Raw genomic sequence first — 17,427 nt, 5'->3', positions numbered from 1 at the left:
GCTCGCTTAAAAGCTCGCCGCCCCCTTTTATTCAAAGGGGGCAATAATACGCTCGATTCATAAAATAGCCCCCTTTGAATAAAAGGGGGCAGCTCGCGCTGTCCAGCGTAGTCCGGCGAAGCATTAGCGTAGACGGACGAAGCAGGAGCGAGCGGGGGATTTTTATCTTAATTCACGAAAATCATCACTGTCTTAAATCAAACTTCCCCACTACACTAAAAATGTTCAACCATGGATAGGGTCGGGGTCAACATATGTTATTCGCATTTTGGGGCTTAATGATTTTTTGCGGACTTTCTTTCCTGGTTAATTGTTACCTCTTTCATCGCAATCAAAAAATATTTCAACAAAATAAAAATATTCTTTCAAATCTGCAAAGAATATCAGCAGACATGGGACATCTGGTCACAAGTTCAACCATGATGGGGCAAAAGATACTGTCTTTAGAATCCAATATGGTTGCAGTATTCAATCAATTGGAACGACGCTTAAAAACGCACAGTGTCTCTTCAGCCTCACATCTTTCCAGTTCTGCTAAAGCGCAAACCAAAGCAGAAGCATCAGTGCTTCAATTGCTCTCGGAATAAACTTTGTTAACCAACTAATAATTAAAAAATCCTCGAATAAATTAAGCTTGTAAATTGACATTAGTAAGCAAGTAAGATTAAGATTTGGCCAATTTTAATTATCCATCAAAAGGTAAGTTATATGGCTAAGTCTAAAGGACGTAAGCGTACGGCAACAAAGCGTACGGTTCCTGCACCCGTGGCAACCACTTCTGGGGCTTCAACACCTGTCACACCAAATGCTCCCACCCAGGAGGGCCGCATTGCGTGGCTTCGCCAACAATTGGGATTAACCGCTTTAATCAAAGCAACCATTACTTTAGGTATTTTAGGATTTATTCCCGGCGCCTGGATCGTTGGGTTACCTGTATTATGCGTTTATGGTCTTATCAAACGCGAAAAAGTGACACAAAATATTCGTCGCTTTTTTAGTTTTCGCTCTGAACTTGAACAGCAAAATAATGCTGCGCAGAGTTTAGGTGAGAGAACGGCTGATTTCATTATTACTTATTACGCAGGGCTTCTGCGTTGGTTTGCGACTGCAATTATGTTTTTTACCATGCCAATTGGTTTTGGGTTAATAGCAGGTTATGGTTTATTGCGTTTTACTACCACTGAATGGTTAGAGCTTTTTGAAAAGCGTGCTCGTGATATTTACGATTTTATCATTAGAGGGGCCAATCGCTTTTTAGAAGATACCTCTATACGCGCTAAATTTGTTTTAGGCGCGACAGTCGCACTGCTATTAGGCACATCGATTTTGCTATCTGGCTTTGGTGTTTTAGTTACCTATAGTATTACTGTTTGCCAAGTCGCTGCGGTATTAGTGGGCTGCAGCGCGCTTATCAGAGATCTGGACTATGCCATGCATAATCCTGGGCGTGCCTTAACGGCGAATGCAGGAAAAATGGCAGGTACATTTTGGGGATATTCGCTTGCTTCTCAAAGAGTGCTTTTTTCGCGCCTTGCCTTTTTTACGAATATTTTCCTGCCACAAAGTATGCAAATCCAAGGTTATTTTTACGGTATTGCAACGCCGTTACCCATGATTAGCATGATGTTATTAGGTTGTTTAGCGGGTTATGCGGTTGAAAAATTTGTCGATAGCTTATGTAACGAAGTGGCTGCTGATAGTGTGATCGTTACCGATGCTTCAGCACGAAATGCGGCGATGACTAATAATCGATTTTTAGATGCGGTATATCGCTCAAGATGGGGCTTAGCGTTTATTACCGGTGCAACACCAATCATCGTAAACGCTAATGTAACTGGTTCAATCATGTTAGAGTTGGCGGGTGGTAGTTTAGTCGGGGCGAGTGCATTGACGGTTGCTGGGCTAGCCATTGGCATGGTAGCAATGTACGGCGTAGGCATGGGGTTGAGAAGCTTATGGATGAAAGCGAGCAATGCGCCTGAGGCTCCTAAGCAACCAGCGCAACCAAGCGTAGCACCTAGCAAGACACAAAAACCTAAAGCAGTGGATAAGCCTGCTCAAACCTTTACACCTGCCCATACCAAGGCTAAAGCAGCAACCAAAGCTAAAGCTAAAACGGGTGCGAATAAGCCTGCAGATCGACGCACAAGCCCAAGACTACAAAGGGCAGCTGTTGCACGGTAGTGATAAGTAGGGGACGGCCTCTGTGCCGTCCCAAATCTAGTCTATTATGCAGATCAAACAGGACTCATCAATTTCGCTAGCAGTTTATTCAATAACATAGAAAAACTGCTAGTGATTTTCTCCGTTAATTTTTGCTTCTCTTCATAACCAATTTCAAACACATCATGAGTTTTAATTTTCTCTAAAATGTAATCATCACTGGTTCGAACCTCATCGACGAAACCTAAATTCAAGGCCTCTGTGCCTACTCATGTTCGTCGGGCCTAACAAATCATTTCTTCGAACGAAATTTAAATTAAAATAATTTAACAATTAATCTATATAAAAACCGGTTAAGATAATTATTTATTCTTGCAATGAACACTCATAATCATTAGGCTTCCTGATTATTTTTTATAGTGAGCATTTTATGAAACGTGGATCGCCTACTTCTTTAGATCAGATTGATAATATAAAACGTCAAAAAAATAGCGATGATAAAAATAAACATAAATGTTCGACTGTAGAGTTGAATGAAGCCTTATTTAAAGCGATTTCAAGTAATGAAATCGATAGAGTAAACGATTTGCTTAAAGCGGGGGCCGATGTTAATGCTAAAGATAGTGAGGGTAGCACTGCGCTGCATTTTGCGGCTTCGAATGACCAGGTTGCAGCAATGGAGCTGTTACTTGCAAAAGGCGCGGATATTGAGGCTAAAGATATTGATGAAAGAACTGCGTTGCATGATGCTACGATGAATGGTCAGATTTCAGCGATGGGGCTGTTGCTTGCTAATGGCGCTGATATTGATGCGCAAGATATCGATGGTAAGACGCCGCTGCACGATGCTATATCAAATGGTCCAATTGTAACGATGGAGCTCTTAAAGCTCGCAAAGAACATCGATATTCAAACGAAAGATATCAATGGGAAAACGCCATTACACTATGCTGCTGAGTTTGGCTTGATCGATGTGATGAAGATATTGTATGCAAAAGGCGCAACTATTGAGGCGAAAGATGATGATGGCAGCACCCCATTGCATCTTGCTGCTGCAAATGGCCAGATTGAAGCGATGGAGTGGTTGCTTACAAAAGGCGCAGATATTGATGCAAAAGATCATGATGGTAGCACGCTACTGCATCTTGCAGCTATAAATGGCAAGATTGGGGTGATGGAGATGTTGTTTGCAAAAGGCGCAGATATTGAAGCGAATGATATCGATGGGAGAACGCCGCTGCATGATGCTGCTGCAAATGGCCAGATTGCAGCGATGGAATGGTTGCTTGCAAAAGGCGCGGCTATTGATGCAAAAGAAGATGATGGCAGCCTCCCACTGCATCTTGCTGCTGCAAATGTCCAAATTGAAGCGTTGCAGCTATTGCTCGAGAAAGGAGCAGCAATTGATGCGGCTGATAGCAAGCATAGAACTTCATTGCACGATGCGGTTGTAAATGGCTGTGTTGCTTTGACTAAAATCTTGCTAGCAAAGGGAGCCAGAGTGAGTGTTGCCGATGATTTAGGCAATACGCCATTGCATGATGCTGCATCGTGCGGGAACAAAGATATTATTGCAACGCTAGCAACCGAGGCAACAGAGGGTCTTAAAGATAATCGATTTTTTAGTAGAATAGAGCCCAATCGCCATAATAGTTCTGCGCTCAATTTTTTGAAGAGGCATCATGAACTTTTGCGCTTTAATCATGATGCGCGTAACTGGGAAGGCGAATTAGTTTCTGATCGCAGACAAGATTTAAGAAATAATGCTTTATATTATTTGTTAGGCAAACTTGACTCTCGATTACATGCAAAAGGAGAAAGCTTAGTGGAAAAGGCCGAATGGCGTGATGAACCGACAGATGTTGCTTGTAAGAAAGGACTTGGGGTGTTTTTTCAATTAGGTAGAGAAGGATTCCCGGAATTGCAAAAGATGATGATGAAGCATCTTAAATCAGGGCCTCTTACTTACACGACTAAAGAAGATGAAAAAGCACTAAGAATTGCTGAGCGCGCTGTAGGTTCTGAGCAGTTGTTTAATAAGCCTTAGTAATAATCCAATATTTCAAAACTCGCCAAAAGCGATAAAATCCCCAGAAAATTAAATTTTCTGGGGATTCCTCAATTAGGTTAAGGGGTTAATCAGTTTCGCTAATAATTTATTCAATAACATTGAAAAACTGCTAGTGATTTTTTCCGTTAATTTTTGCTTTTCTTCATAACCAATTTCAAACACATCATGCGTCTTTATTTTAGCTAAAATATAATCATCACTGGTTTGTATCTCATCCACCAGACGTAAATTCAGCGCGTCGGTGCCATACCAATGCTCACCGGTTGCCACTTCTTGAATTGGAACAATCGGACGATGTTGTTCAATATAACTTTTGAATAATCGATGGGTTTCTTCCAATTCTTCTTGGAATTTTTGTCGGCCTTTGTCAGTATTTTTACCTAGCATGGTGAGCGTGCGTTTGTATTCGCCAGCGGTATGTTGTTCAATGTCGATATTATGTTTTTCTAACAACCGGTTAAAATTGGGTAATTGTCCCACAACGCCAATCGAACCGACGATGGCAAAAGGAGCTGATAGAATTTTATTCGCCACACAAGCCATCAGGTAGCCACCACTAGCAGCGACTTTATCAATAGCGGCGGTGAGCATAATATTACGTGCTCGCAGCCGTTGTAACTGCGATGCAGCTAAGCCGTAACTATGAACAAAGCCACCGGGGCTTTCTAGCACAACCAATACTTCATCATCCGTTTTCGCAATTTCAACAATGGCAGAAATTGTTTCTCTTAATCCATGTACGGCAGATGCGCGCATGTCTCCTTCAAAACGTACGACAAATAATCTCGGCAGGAACTTTTCTGTTTTAGTATTTTTGTGCTTTTTCTTTTCTGCTTTTTGCAGTTTTTTTTGTTCTTTTTTCCATTGGCTTATTGCATGCTTGGGCAGTGTTTCTTCTTGTAAACTGTCCCGTATATCCGTCATTTTTTCATTCACATTTTCGATGGTAATGGAGCCATCAGCACTTTTTTTAGACCGTGCAAGAATGCCGACGATGCCTGCTAAGGTAACAAGAATAGCGATAACAAAAGTTAGTGTTTTGGCTAAAAACAACCCGTACTGGGCAAGAAATTCCATCATTTAAAGGCACCTTTGGATATTAAACTCATCTACATTTCCGATTATAAAACAAAATCCTTTTGATGGGGGGAGCATTAACCTATAATTAGCGTGCATTCAGCACGTATAAGTTAGAAATAGAGCTATTTTTAAATGACACTAGTGATCAAAAACCTGAGCCAAAGCAAAGGGCAAAGCACCTTGTTTCGCCATCTCTGCTTTGCTTTAGAGAAAGGTCGACAAGTGCTGGTTCAAGGAGCCAATGGTGCTGGTAAATCGACACTACTTAAAATCATTGCCGGATTACAATCACCTGATAAAGGTGAAATCACATGGCAAGGTCATCCGCTGTTCTCTGATAAGGCACAATATTTCTCCCACATGAGCTATCTGGGACATCAAAATGGGCTTAAACGCTCATTAACGCCCAGAGAAAATATCGAAGAATTGCTGTGCTTGGCAAATGCCAATGCAACCTGTGAAAAAATTGAGAGGGTATTTGAGGATTTTGCCTTAACCGAACACGCTAACCAACGCTGCGAAACCTTATCTGCAGGGGAATGTCGTAAAGTGGCTTTGGCAGCAGTTATTTTAAAAAATAAACCGCTTTGGCTTTTAGATGAGCCTTTTAATTCACTCGATAAAGCAAGTTATCAGAGAATGCAAACTTCTTGTCAGCAACATTTGGCCAGTGGTGGCATGATCATCTTATCAACCCATCAAGGCTCGCATCATTACGATAACAGCCAAATAATTTGTCTGTCATAGGAAGAGAGTGTGTTAAAGGTCTTTTTTTCCTGTATCAAGAATGATTTGAAAACTTTACAGCGAAAACGCGCTGATTGGATCCACCCTATTATTTTCTTTTTAGTGTTTATTTCTTTATTTGGGATAGGGCTTGGGTTTGAGAATCAACAATTGATTGCTGCCAGCCCTGCTATTATTTGGATCACCTTTTTACTGATTAGTTTAACGACGATTGATAATTTATTTAAACGCGAACAAGAAGAAGGCACGCTAACCCAATTAGTGTTAAGTCCCTATCCACTTTGGTGGTTATTACTAGCGAAGGCGGTGGTCTTTTGGTTAGTTGCTTGTTTACCTTTAATTCTATTGATGCCTTTATTTGGCTTCATCATGCAATTAGAGGGGAGCGCTATCGGGGGGTTATGGTTGAGCTTGCTGGTGGGCTCACCGGCCTTAACCTTATTAGGGATGGTGGGGGCTACCTTAACCACCGCTATGCCGCGTTCTGGGATTTTTTTAGCCTTATTGTTACTACCCTTATATGTTCCTATTTTGATTCTGGGCGAAAGCGTTGTGGTACAGCTTTTGGCAACAGAAAGTATTTCTTTTCAACTGGCTTTATTAAGCGCACTTTCAGTCTTTGCCTTAATTGGCGCGCCGCATGCGGCGGCTGGGGCATTAAAGGCCGCTTTGGACGAATGATATGATAATACAGTATTTGACCAGTTTGGGAACGCCGCGGCGTTTCTATCAATTTTGCGGTGTGATGCAGCCCTGGTTGTTTATCAGCAGCATTTTGGCACTGGCTTATGGTTTAGTGGCAGGATTGTTTATTGCGCCTGCGGACTATTTGCAGGGTGAAGGTTTTAGAATCATTTATGTCCATGTGCCTTGCGCCATGCTATCCATGCTGCTTTATGTGGTACTTGCGCTTTCAGGGGTGGTTTATCTGATTTGGCGAATTAAAGTTGCCGATTTGATTGCTTATTGTATTGCGCCTATTGGGGCTTTATTTACCTTCTGTGCATTAGTAACCGGCGCTATCTGGGGCAAACCCATGTGGGGAACTTGGTGGATTTGGGATGCGAGGTTAACCTCAGAGCTGATTCTACTTTTCTTATATATCGGTTACATTGGCTTGTATTCAGCGATTAACAATCCAAAATCCGCCGCGAAGATCAGCGCTATTTTTGCCTTAATAGGATTAATTGATATTCCCATTATTCATTATTCGGTTTATTGGTGGAATACGCTTCATCAGGGGGCTACCATTACGCGTTTGGCTAAACCTAGCATTGATAGTTCAATGTTATGGCCATTACTTAGCATGATTGCCGGCATGGCGCTTTATACGGCGGCGATTATGTGTTTGAAATTGCGCACGCAGATTTTAACCAGAGAATCACAGAGCCGTTGGGTTCAATTATTAGTAAGCAATAAGGCATAGCATGGGACAATATACTTGGTATGTTTGGTCATCGGTAGGGCTGGTACTGGCCAGTTTAGCTTGGCTTGCCATCAATGCGCTTTGGCAGCATCGCCAGGTGCGAAAACAGTTGCAACAGGTTAATCCATGTCGCTAGTTCATCAAAAAAGAATTGTCTTAGTCTTAACGATTGTGATTGGGCTAAGTGTCGGGATTGGGTTAGTGCTCTATGCGCTTTCACAAAATATTCATTTATTTTACACACCCAGTCAGTTAGCTACTGATAATGTGTCGCCACAGAAAAAAATCCGGGTAGGCGGCATGGTGATAGTGGGTAGCGTCAAACATCGTGATGACTTGGCAGTTGAATTTACCATTACCGATTTTAAACAAGAAACCAAAATTCGTTATCGCGGCATCATGCCCGATCTGTTTAAAGAAGGTCAGGGGATTGTGGCGCTAGGAAAGTTAAGTACCAATGGGGAATTTGTCGCTGAGCAAGTGTTAGCGAAACACGATGAAAACTATATGCCCCCCGAGATCGCCGATTTGAAAAAGCAAAGTGAAAAAACATGATCCCAGAACTTGGTTTATTTAGTCTGATCTTGGCGCTGGGGTTAGCGTCGATAACCCTGGTTGGGAGTTTTTATCGCCCGTTACAGCTTATGCAGCGGGGCGCAACCCTAGGTTTCATTGCTTTTGTTTTTTTTAGTTTTATTTCATTAGTCTATTGTTTTGTACAAGATGACTTTAGCGTTGCCTACATTGCCCATAATTCGAATACCCATCTGCCCTTTATGTATAAAGTCTGTGCAGTCTGGGGTGGACATGAAGGTTCGCTTTTATTATGGCTCTTTATTTTATCGGCATGGACCTTAGTCGTGACTTTATTGTCGCGTTCTTTACCGGAAAAAGTATTACGTTCACTCCTGGGGGTTTTGGCTGCGATTCATATTGGCTTTTTATTATTATTACTGCATACCTCGAATCCTTTTTTACGATTTTTACCCAATATTCCAACGGATGGGGCCGATCTGAATCCTTTATTACAAGATCCAGGTTTTGTCATGCATCCGCCGTTCTTATATTTGGGATATGTCGGCTTTGCCATCCCCTTTGCCTTTGCGATTGCGGCGATGCTAAATCCACGAGAATCCTTTGCTTGGGCAAAATGGGCAAGACCTTATGCTTTAATGGCATTTAGCTTTTTAACGATTGGTATCAGCCTTGGGAGCTGGTGGGCTTATTATGAACTAGGCTGGGGGGGCTGGTGGTTTTGGGATCCGGTAGAGAATGCTTCTTTTATGCCTTGGTTGGTAGGGGTGGCCTTAGTTCATGCGTTGAAAGTATCCTCGCAAAAACCGTTATTTAGCTCATGGAGCTTATTATTGGCCCTTTGCGCTTTTGCCTTAAGCTTAGTGGGCACGTTCCTGGTTCGCTCAGGCGTCTTATCATCCGTGCATGCGTTTGCTAGCGATCCGGCAAGAGGGGTTTTCATTCTCTACTTTCTTGCGGCCGTGTTGATTAGCTCATTTGGACTCTATCTTTACCATTTACAGCGCAGCGAAGCTGCTGCTCGTATTCAATTCGTTTCCAAAGAATCGTTTATTTTCTTGGGCAATATTATTTTTGTGATTGCCACGGCAACCGTCTTACTGGGCACGTTATATCCGCTGATTATGGAAGTGATTAGCAAAGAAAAAATATCGGTAGGCCCGCCTTATTACACCATGGTTTTTGTGCCTATTATGTTGCCAATGTTAGTGTTAATGAGTTTGGCACCTTATAGTTTTTGGGAGCAAGATCGCTTTAGCCATATCGTAAAGCGAATAAAAACACCCCTGCTATTGGGGGCGACGATATTTGCAGCGGTTTGTTTTTTAGCCTGGCATTCATTACCGGTGATGTCATTGCTGGGGGTGATTTTAGGGATTATGTTGGTTGTTAGCTCTCTTTTTAAATTACGTGGTCCCTGGCAACTTTCCAAGATGGCCATGATTTTGGCACATGTTGGCTTAGGCGTGAGTGTGCTGGGCATTTCCTTAACAACCGCCTTAGAAACCGAGAAAGAGGTGCAATTAGCGGTGGGGCAAACGGTTCACTTGGCACCCTATGATGTGGAGTTTGCAACGCTGCAAGATCAAGAAGGTCCTAACTATTTTGGTAAACAAGGGCACTTTATTATTCAGCAAGATAAAAAAACCTTGGCGCATTTATATCCAGAAAAACGCTTTTTTACGGCCCGTGAAATGATGATGACAGAAACCGCCATTTCAGCGGGGTTGTTCCGAGATTTTTATATTGCGTTAGGTGAACGCTTTCAGGATGGCACCTGGTCGGTGCGGCTTTATATTAAACCTTTTGTTCGTTGGCTATGGCTTGGTGGCTTGATGGTAGCACTAGGCGCTTTTTTAGCAGCGATAACGGCTTTACAGAGGAGAGTGTAAAATGAGTAATCATCGTCGATTTCCTATTACGTTTTGGCAGGCAACCATTGCTGCTTTAGTTGGTGTTTTATTATGGTTTTTATGGAAAGGATTATTTGTTTCTAAAGAAACGATTTTAGTCGACAGTCAAATGGGGCATGCATTCCCTAACTTTACATTACCCACTGTGAATGATGCAGAAAAAACGGTTACGTTAAAAGATCTACGCGGCAAACCGCATATTGTGCATATTTTTGCTTCTTGGTGCGGTGTGTGTGTTGATGAACATAATACCTGGATGAATATTAACAAAAAAATACCTTACCCCATTATTGGCGTGGTTTATCGAGATGAAATCGAACCGGTTAAAGCCTTATTAGAGAAAAAAGGCGATCCCTACAGCATGGTCCTAAATGATGAAGAAGGGAAACTGGGCTTAGATTTAGGCTTGGTTGGTGTTCCTGAAACTTACGTGCTCGATTCCAAAGGCAATATTCGCTTACATCAACTAGGTGCTTTAAGTATGCAGCAATTTGATGCTGAAATATTACCCTTATTAGATAAGTTGAAACAGGACGCTGCGTAGATGATTGGCCGTTTAAAGTTAGGTGCAATGGTACTTTGCTTGTTATTAACAACAGGGCAAGGGATGGCGCAAGAGACACTTACCTTCGAAACCCCGCAGCAAGCGCAAACCTTTCAAGTGCTTGTCAAAGAGTTTCGCTGCGTGACTTGCCCTAACCAAAGTATTGCAGATTCTCATGCCCCGGTTGCAACCGCGATGAGAGAAGATGTTTATCGCAGGCTTCAAGCAGGCGAATCTGCAGATTCGATACGTGCTTATCTTTTAGAGCGTTATGGTGATTATGTGAGTTATCGTCCCAGAATGAAATTGGCAACCTGGTTTTTATGGACCGGGCCATTCATTTTATTGGGGTTTGGGTTGCTGGGATATCGTCAAAGAGTAACCACATCATGATGACATCGCTCACAATAGGTTTAGTGGTTTTAATTATCGTTGCCATTGGTTTTTTGCTATTGCCAATGGCCAAATCAAAAATAAAACCCTCTAAATGGCCTGCGATGGTTGCCATTTTATTGCTGAGCGGTATCAGTATTGGCTTATATTCTTACTGGGGTGCAAGCCAAGGCTTGCGGCATCGACAAGCATTTAATGAGATCGATGATTTTTTCGCTGAATTTGCTAACAATAAAAATCAAACCAAAGAACAAGTTCTGAATAATTTAAGCACCTTAGAAGATAAAGTGGCTTATTCGCATGCGGCGCTGGCCCGATTAGGCAATGTTTACTTGGAATTAGGGATGCATGACAAGGCGATTGATTGTTTTGTGAAAGCGCAAAGCATGGCACCTGAAATTGTTGATTATCAAGTCCAAGCTATTTATAGCTACTCATTGGGTAATCAAGGTCAACTACCCCAAGAATTGCGCTTACAAGCGCAGACTTTGTTAGCGCTGTATCCGCAAAATTTTGTGTTAATGAATTTACTCGCACTAGATTATTATTTCCAGGGTGAATATGCGGATGCCATGTTGTATTGGCAAAAACTGATTGATTATGATCAATCGCTTACCCCTGAACGCAAAACGGTCATCGAAAATGCCATAGCGAAAGCCAAACAATTAGCGCCTGAGCTCAAAGTTGCTAATATTGTGGTTAAAGTAACGGTCTCTCTCGATAAACAGTTGGCAGAGAAAGTCTCGCCAACCGATGTCGTTTATATTTATGTTAAATCCCCCGAGCAGCGTATGCCTTTAGCCGTGCAAAAGCGGATGGCACATGAACTCCCCATAACAGTTGAGCTAACAAACCAACAACAAATGTTACCCAACATGGGGATGAAAGCGGGAGAAAAGGTGGAAGTATTCGCTAAGGTGACGGCATCTGGCGATCCTTTAACGAAAGAGGGCACCTTACGAGGCGAAAGCCAACCGCTCGTGGTAAACTACGGCATTAACCCGGTGGCGATTTGTATTAACCAATCATAGACTAAAAAGAATATTAGAGGGCCTAAAAGTGAGTGATAAATCCAAAAAATCTGATGATAGATTCGACGCTTTCACAGCGGTTTTCTTAATTGCTGTAGCAGTTGGTGGCGTTGTTTATTGGTTATCAGGCTTACCTTCTTAAATCAAAGGGGTCAAGTCCTGATAGGTCCCCACAAAATTTACGAGAACGCATTTGTTATTGCCGTTAGGGTTACGTCATTCGTTGATACAAACCGATGATGAGCGTAGCGAATTAATCGCCCTCTTTGAATAAAAGAGGGCGGCTTGGTGCGACCTGTGGGTCGAGAAGCTTTTTAGAAGAGGGAAGCACCAAGCGGGGGATTTTTATCATAACTCTTATAACTTTAATGATATTTGTCGTTTTATGACATTACAGTTGAATATTAACAATTTGCAACGATGACCAATTTCTTTAGTCCTATTTGTCTTAAGTGCGCGCAGGTAACTATTTAACTTTAGTAATAATGCTTTAGGATAAAAATCCCCCAGAAAGCTTCGCTTTGGGCCCCCTTTTATTCAAAGGGGGCGATTAATTCGCTACGCTCATCTATAGAAAAGATCAACGGAATGACGAAAATATTTCGTGGGGATCCCTCAGGACTCGCCCCCTTCTTAAGAAAACTGACGTAATCTCCCTTTATCTTTACCCAGATTTATCGCAGAACTGCTAGCGGTTAAGCTTCGCTTATGCATCTGATTATTTCGAAGTGGTGTCATCGGTGGCGCCATGGATAATAAATTAAAGCGCTCAACCAAATCATTTACATCATTACCGGTTTTTTTCCCTTCATTTGCTTTTTTCAATAACATAAATTGGGTTTTAAAGGCATCATGCACATCACATTGGATTTTACGCAATAATTCTAAAACCCGATGGAATTGCAAAGGCGATAAAGGATTATGATCGATAAATAATTCACGAAGCTTTGTCAGTTTGTAAAAATCTTCAGGTAATACAGCGATTTGATTGTCGCAAAGGTATAACCAGGTGAGATTTTTTAACTGCTTAATATCAGCAGAAAGCTCTGTTAAATGCATGTGGCTAAAACTAAGCCATTGCAAATTCTTCAGTTTATATAAGGAAGCTGGAATATGCGGCATGCAGCCATTGCTGAAGTATAAAAATTGTATCCCCTGCAATCTTGCAAAACTATCAGGAAGCTTGCGCATTGGATTGTCATATAAATTGAGTGACGTACAGTTTTGGCAAGTATCAATATTGTCAGGAAGTCTCTGCAGTAAATTTTCTTGCAATTCTAGTTTACCGACATTCGCAAAATAATCAGCATGAGCAGCAATCGTTCCCGCAGGTAAGCGAGTAATACATTGTAAACGCAATGAGAACGTACTGGTTGGCAATTGTGCTTCAATAAGCGTTGCATTAATACTTTCAATCAATTCATGAATTGACGCTAAATGTTTGAGATGATCTTCACCCCAAGGATTTAAGCATAATGTTTGTAGCTGTGCGAGTTGTTGGGTGACTTTGCTTTTTTGTTCGGGATGATTTTCTAATAAAGTATTTATTTTTTCAGTATTTTTTGTAAAAAACGCAGTTTCATCTAAGGTGCGCTTAAAAATTTGGCAAAAATGTTGCCTTGTGGGTTCAAGGGTGCAAGAGGGATCTAAGGCTTTAATTCGAGGTAACCAAAAATGGTAATCATTCATGAAATTATTAGCATTTTTGCAAGTACTGCTAAAAATAACTTGATCATAAAGGGGCAGTAAGTCAAGAATTTTAAAGATTAATTCAGCGGGGATCTGAGTTGGGAACATCGTGTTCACCTTTTAGCAGGCAGTTTCCATGTTTTTTTTATACTGCGAAATTGGTACACAATGCAAGGTAGGCAACATTTGTGCCACAAGTGTTAAATTAAGATAGAAATCCCCGCTCGCTTCCGTCTTCGTCCGTCTACGCTAAAAGCTTCGCCGGACTACGCCGGACAAGCCTCCCCTTGTGGGATTTATTCAAATCAATCAGGCCTTTCTTCTCTTTTGCTCGCCAGCATCAAGATACGTGTAACTCCTTAATGATATTTGTTAAAAATAAAAATTATCTTGAAACCTGACTTCTTTTCTTGTATAAAGCAAAACATGTCAGGAAGTTCGAACGATTACTTCAAATAGGCTCCATAGGGCTGATATTGAAAAGTAATAATCGCTTTGCCATTTATGTGTATTTTTAGAGACCACCATTATGCCAAGAAAACCAACGAATCATTTAACGCCAGATCAGTTGCTAAAGAAAATTCGCCAATCAGCTAAGTATGCTGCCAGTGTCGGCCAAACGTGCTATGACAAAGAAATACTCAAGGCGAAAAAGGGTTACACCGATGATCAGGCAGATGTCTATATTGCTGTCTTTAATGAAAATGCAGGAACACCGCAAGAGCAAGCAATCAGAAAAGCGCGTCACGCTGCTCAAATGGCAGCAGGGAAAGGAGCCCTCTGTCTCACAAAAGAAGCGCTTCTAAAAAAGGGTTATTCCGAACAAGCATCAGAGGCTTATTTGGCAGCCTATAAAGAATCCAAAGGTAGTGATGAAGAGCAAGCAATAAGACAAGCGCGCCGTGCCGCTCAATTAGTGGCAATGCATGGAGCTCCCTGTCCGACAAAAGAAGTGCTTCTAAAAAAGGGTTATACGGAGCAAACATCAGAGGCTTATTTGGCTGCTTATAAGAAAACCAACGGAACTGATGAAGATCAAGCAATCAGAAAAGCGCGTCGCGCCGCTCAAGTGGCAGCAGGGCAAGGAACTCCCTGTCCGACAAAAGAAGCGCTTCTAAAAAAAGGTTATTCCGAACAAGCATCAGAGATTTATTTGGCAGCCTATAAAGAGTCCAAAGGTACTGATGAAGAGCAAGCAATAAGAAAAGCGAGTTACGTGGCTCGACTGGCAGTAAGTCGTGGAACTCCCTGTCCAACAAAAGAAGCGCTTCTAAAAAAGGGTTATACGGAGCAAACATCAGAGGCTTATTTGGCAACTTATGAAAAATCAAAAAATGCTAAAAATGCAAGATTAACCAGAGAGCAAGAGCTTCAACAATTGCAAAATCAATTGAATCAAAGCAATGAGAAAAATGATTATTCATGCTTTGCTTCATTGATAGATTCATTGGGCTATCAAGAAGACACATCATCTTCTTTAACAGAGCAAGAAGAGCAATATTTAGCTGAGGTTCTTGAAGAAGAAAGTGCCAATAACCTGTTTTTTAATTTCAATTCAGCAGAAACCACATCACTGACAGCTTCAGGTTTTCTTTCAAGTCTTGATGAAGTGGACAGAAAAGATGCTTCGGTTGAGATATATCATTTGAGGTAACCATTATGCCAAGAAAACCAACGAATCCTTTAACACCAGATCAGTTGCTAAATAAAATTCGCAAATCAGGGAAGCAAGCTGCCCGAGATGGTCGAACATGCCATGACAAAGAAACACTTAAAGTAAAAAGGGGCTACACCGATGAACAGGCAGATGCTTATATTTCAGCTTTTAATGAAACGGCAGGAACTCCGCAAGAGCAAGTTATAAAAAAGGTGCGTAAAGCCGCTCAAGCAGCGGCTGCGCATGGAACCTCTTGTCCGACAAAAGAAGTACTTCTAAAAAAGGGTTACACGGTTCAAGCAGCAGACGCTTATTTATCAGCTTATGAAGCAGCCAAAGGTACTGATGAAAAGCAAACAATAAGAAAGGCTCGTCAAGCTGCTCAAGCAGCGGCAACACACGGAGTTCCCTGTCCGACGAAAGAAGCACTAATAATCAAGGGTTATAATAAACAAACATTAGACACTTATCTATCAGCTTATCAAGCATCAAAAGGTACTGACGAAGAGCAGGCAATAAGAAGAGCTCGTACAGCCGCTCAAGTGGCAGCAGCGAAAGGAGTCTCTTGCATGACAAAAGAAGCGCTAATAAAGAGTGGCTATACTGAGAAAACATCAGACGCTTATTTATCCGCCTATCAAGCAACTAAAGGTACTGATGAGGAGCAAACAATAAGAAAGGCTCGTACAGTTGCTCAAGTGACGGCAGCGCATGGCGCCCCTTGTCTGACAAAAGAAGAACTAATAAAAAAGGGCTACACCGAGCAAGCATCTGAGGTTTATTTCACAACTTATGAAAAATCAAAAAAATCTAAAACAACAAGATTAACCAAAGAGCAAGAGCTTCAATTGCAAAGTCTATTGAATCAAAGCAGTGAGATAAATGATTATTCATGCATTGCTTCATTTTTAGATTCATTAGGATATGAAGAAAGCACATCATTACTTCTAACAGAGCAAGATGAGCAATATTTAGCTGAGCTTCTTGATGAAGAAGTTACAAATAGTAATGGGCTTCTTTTTAATTTCAATTCGGCAGAAACCACATCACTGACAACATCAGGGTTTCTTTCAAGTTTTGATGAAGTAGGCGAAATGGATGCTTCGACTGATATATATAATTTGAGGTAATCATTATGCCAAGAAAGCCAAAGCATTTAACGCCAGAACAGTTACTCAATAAAATTCGCAAATCAGCGAAGGATGCTGCGAGGGTCGGTCAAACGTGCTATGACAAAGAAACACTCAAAGCAAAAAAGGGCTACACCGATAAGCAAGCAGATATCTATATTTCAGTCTTTAATGAAAATGCAGGAACACCGCAAGAGCAAGCAATCAGAAAGGCTCGTAAAGCTGCTCAAACAGCGGCTGCGCATGGAACCGTTTGTCCGACAAAAGAAGTGCTTCTAGAAAGAGGTTATACAGAACAAGCATCAAACGCATATTTATCAGCTTATGAAGCAGCCAAAGGCACTGACGAAAAGCAAGCGATAAGAAAGGCTCGTAAAGTTGCTCAAGTAGCTGCGGGACAAGGAACTCCTTGTCTGACAAAAGAAGCCCTATTAAAAAAGGGCTATACTGAGCAAGCATCAGATGCTTATTTATCAGCCTATCAAGCATCCAAAGGTACTGACGAAGTGCAATCAAAAAGAAAAGCTTGTAAAGCTGCTCAAAAAGCAGCAACACGTGGAACCTCTTGCCCCGCGAAAGAAGTACTAATAGAAAGGGGTTATACGGAGCAGGCATCAGAGGCTTATTTCGCAACTTATAAAAAAACAGAAAAAGCGAAACAAACAAGATTAACTAGCGAGCAAGAGCTTCAATTGCAAAGCCTACTGGATGAAAGCAGTGAGACAAATGATTATTCAAGCATTACTTCCCTTTTTGATTCATTGGGATATCAAGAGGACTCTTCTTTGTCTCTAACAGAGCAAGATGAGCAATATTTAGTTGAGGTTCTTGGAGAAGAAAGTACCAATAGCAATAGGCTGATTTTTAATTTCAATTCGGCAGAAACAACATCGCTTACAACTTCAGGGTTTCTTTCAAGTCTTGATGAATATGAGGTAAAGGATACTGAGGTGGTTTATTCAGCACAGGTATTGAGGTAAGGACTCAAGTCTTTACCTTTTTACTTTACGCTCTTGAGTGTAATTGTAACTTCAGGGCGTGGCCCCCTA

The 17,427-nt window shown here is 41.5% G+C and carries 19 protein-coding genes; 16 read left to right on the top strand and 3 right to left on the bottom strand.

Annotation, left to right across the window (positions count from 1 at the left end; translation table 11 throughout):
* Positions 1-254: 254 nt before the first annotated feature.
* Together HT99x_RS08160 and HT99x_RS08155 are read left to right on the top strand one after the other, a co-directional pair.
* On the top strand, positions 255-587 hold the full coding sequence (locus HT99x_RS08160; RefSeq protein ID WP_075065859.1) for a hypothetical protein: 333 nt from the start codon (positions 255-257) through the stop codon (positions 585-587).
* Positions 588-708: 121 nt separating this feature from the next.
* Positions 709-2,184, top strand: a complete 1,476-nt coding sequence (locus HT99x_RS08155) for a hypothetical protein (protein WP_075065858.1) — start codon at positions 709-711, stop codon at positions 2,182-2,184.
* 53 nt (positions 2,185-2,237) lie between these two features.
* Here HT99x_RS08155 and HT99x_RS08150 read toward each other — a convergent pair whose 3' ends face one another.
* Positions 2,238-2,417 carry a hypothetical protein gene (locus HT99x_RS08150; protein WP_075065857.1) on the bottom strand — a complete coding sequence of 60 codons (180 nt, stop codon included), beginning with the start codon at positions 2,415-2,417 and terminating at the stop codon, positions 2,238-2,240.
* Positions 2,418-2,593: 176 nt separating this feature from the next.
* On the opposite strand from HT99x_RS08150, the gene HT99x_RS08145 reads away from it, so the two are divergent.
* Positions 2,594-4,210, top strand: coding sequence for an ankyrin repeat domain-containing protein (locus tag HT99x_RS08145; RefSeq protein ID WP_075065856.1), 1,617 nt, complete (start codon positions 2,594-2,596; stop codon positions 4,208-4,210).
* 75 nt (positions 4,211-4,285) lie between these two features.
* Here HT99x_RS08145 and sohB read toward each other — a convergent pair whose 3' ends face one another.
* Positions 4,286-5,314, bottom strand: coding sequence for a protease SohB (sohB, locus tag HT99x_RS08140; RefSeq protein ID WP_235528426.1), 1,029 nt, complete (start codon positions 5,312-5,314; stop codon positions 4,286-4,288).
* A gap of 132 nt (positions 5,315-5,446) precedes the next feature.
* Here sohB and ccmA point away from each other — a divergent pair, with 132 nt between their 5' ends.
* Genes ccmA through HT99x_RS16040 form a run of 10 tightly spaced genes read left to right on the top strand, consistent with a single transcriptional unit; the run spans position 5,447 to position 12,044 of the window.
* The gene (gene ccmA, locus HT99x_RS08135) at positions 5,447-6,061 is read left to right on the top strand and encodes a cytochrome c biogenesis heme-transporting ATPase CcmA (protein ID WP_075065855.1); all 615 of its coding nucleotides are present in this window, start codon (positions 5,447-5,449) and stop codon (positions 6,059-6,061) included.
* Positions 6,062-6,070: 9 nt separating this feature from the next.
* Positions 6,071-6,742, top strand: coding sequence for a heme exporter protein CcmB (ccmB, locus tag HT99x_RS08130; RefSeq protein ID WP_075065854.1), 672 nt, complete (start codon positions 6,071-6,073; stop codon positions 6,740-6,742).
* Positions 6,743-6,746: 4 nt separating this feature from the next.
* The gene (locus HT99x_RS08125; protein ID WP_445971442.1) at positions 6,747-7,487 is read left to right on the top strand and encodes a heme ABC transporter permease; all 741 of its coding nucleotides are present in this window, start codon (positions 6,747-6,749) and stop codon (positions 7,485-7,487) included.
* A 1-nt stretch (position 7,488) separates the two neighbouring features.
* Positions 7,489-7,623 carry a heme exporter protein CcmD gene (gene ccmD / locus HT99x_RS08120; RefSeq protein WP_075065852.1) on the top strand — a complete coding sequence of 45 codons (135 nt, stop codon included), beginning with the start codon at positions 7,489-7,491 and terminating at the stop codon, positions 7,621-7,623.
* Entirely contained in the window at positions 7,614-8,042 is a 429-nt protein-coding gene (ccmE, locus tag HT99x_RS08115) for a cytochrome c maturation protein CcmE (protein WP_075065851.1), read from the top strand. Before ccmD ends, ccmE begins: the two co-directional genes overlap by 10 nt.
* Complete coding sequence (locus HT99x_RS08110; RefSeq protein ID WP_075065850.1) at positions 8,039-9,913, top strand: heme lyase CcmF/NrfE family subunit; 1,875 nt, start codon at positions 8,039-8,041, stop codon at positions 9,911-9,913. Before ccmE ends, HT99x_RS08110 begins: the two co-directional genes overlap by 4 nt.
* Position 9,914: 1 nt before the next feature.
* The gene (locus HT99x_RS08105) at positions 9,915-10,478 is read left to right on the top strand and encodes a redoxin family protein (protein ID WP_083482831.1); all 564 of its coding nucleotides are present in this window, start codon (positions 9,915-9,917) and stop codon (positions 10,476-10,478) included.
* Complete coding sequence (locus HT99x_RS08100; RefSeq protein WP_075065849.1) at positions 10,479-10,871, top strand: cytochrome c-type biogenesis protein CcmH; 393 nt, start codon at positions 10,479-10,481, stop codon at positions 10,869-10,871.
* Positions 10,868-11,902 carry a c-type cytochrome biogenesis protein CcmI/CycH gene (locus tag HT99x_RS08095; RefSeq protein ID WP_075065848.1) on the top strand — a complete coding sequence of 345 codons (1,035 nt, stop codon included), beginning with the start codon at positions 10,868-10,870 and terminating at the stop codon, positions 11,900-11,902. The genes HT99x_RS08100 and HT99x_RS08095 overlap by 4 nt, the downstream gene beginning before the upstream one ends.
* A 28-nt stretch (positions 11,903-11,930) precedes the next feature.
* The gene (locus tag HT99x_RS16040) at positions 11,931-12,044 is read left to right on the top strand and encodes a methionine synthase (protein WP_445971435.1); all 114 of its coding nucleotides are present in this window, start codon (positions 11,931-11,933) and stop codon (positions 12,042-12,044) included.
* Positions 12,045-12,535: 491 nt separating this feature from the next.
* Here HT99x_RS16040 and HT99x_RS08090 read toward each other — a convergent pair whose 3' ends face one another.
* Entirely contained in the window at positions 12,536-13,699 is a 1,164-nt protein-coding gene (locus HT99x_RS08090; RefSeq protein WP_075065847.1) for a leucine-rich repeat domain-containing protein, read from the bottom strand.
* Positions 13,700-14,120: 421 nt separating this feature from the next.
* On the opposite strand from HT99x_RS08090, the gene HT99x_RS08085 reads away from it, so the two are divergent.
* Genes HT99x_RS08085 through HT99x_RS08075 form a run of 3 tightly spaced genes read left to right on the top strand, consistent with a single transcriptional unit; the run spans position 14,121 to position 17,358 of the window.
* Positions 14,121-15,245 carry a hypothetical protein gene (locus HT99x_RS08085; RefSeq protein WP_075065846.1) on the top strand — a complete coding sequence of 375 codons (1,125 nt, stop codon included), beginning with the start codon at positions 14,121-14,123 and terminating at the stop codon, positions 15,243-15,245.
* A gap of 5 nt (positions 15,246-15,250) precedes the next feature.
* On the top strand, positions 15,251-16,378 hold the full coding sequence (locus HT99x_RS08080) for a hypothetical protein (protein ID WP_075065845.1): 1,128 nt from the start codon (positions 15,251-15,253) through the stop codon (positions 16,376-16,378).
* 5 nt (positions 16,379-16,383) lie between these two features.
* Positions 16,384-17,358, top strand: coding sequence for a hypothetical protein (locus HT99x_RS08075; protein ID WP_075065844.1), 975 nt, complete (start codon positions 16,384-16,386; stop codon positions 17,356-17,358).
* Positions 17,359-17,427 lie beyond the last annotated feature (69 nt).

This window comes from Candidatus Berkiella aquae, assembly GCF_001431295.2.
GTDB lineage: Bacteria > Pseudomonadota > Gammaproteobacteria > Berkiellales > Berkiellaceae > Berkiella > Berkiella aquae.
Note: the sequence above shows the minus strand (reverse complement) of the source record. Positions and strands in the feature narration are given on the sequence as shown.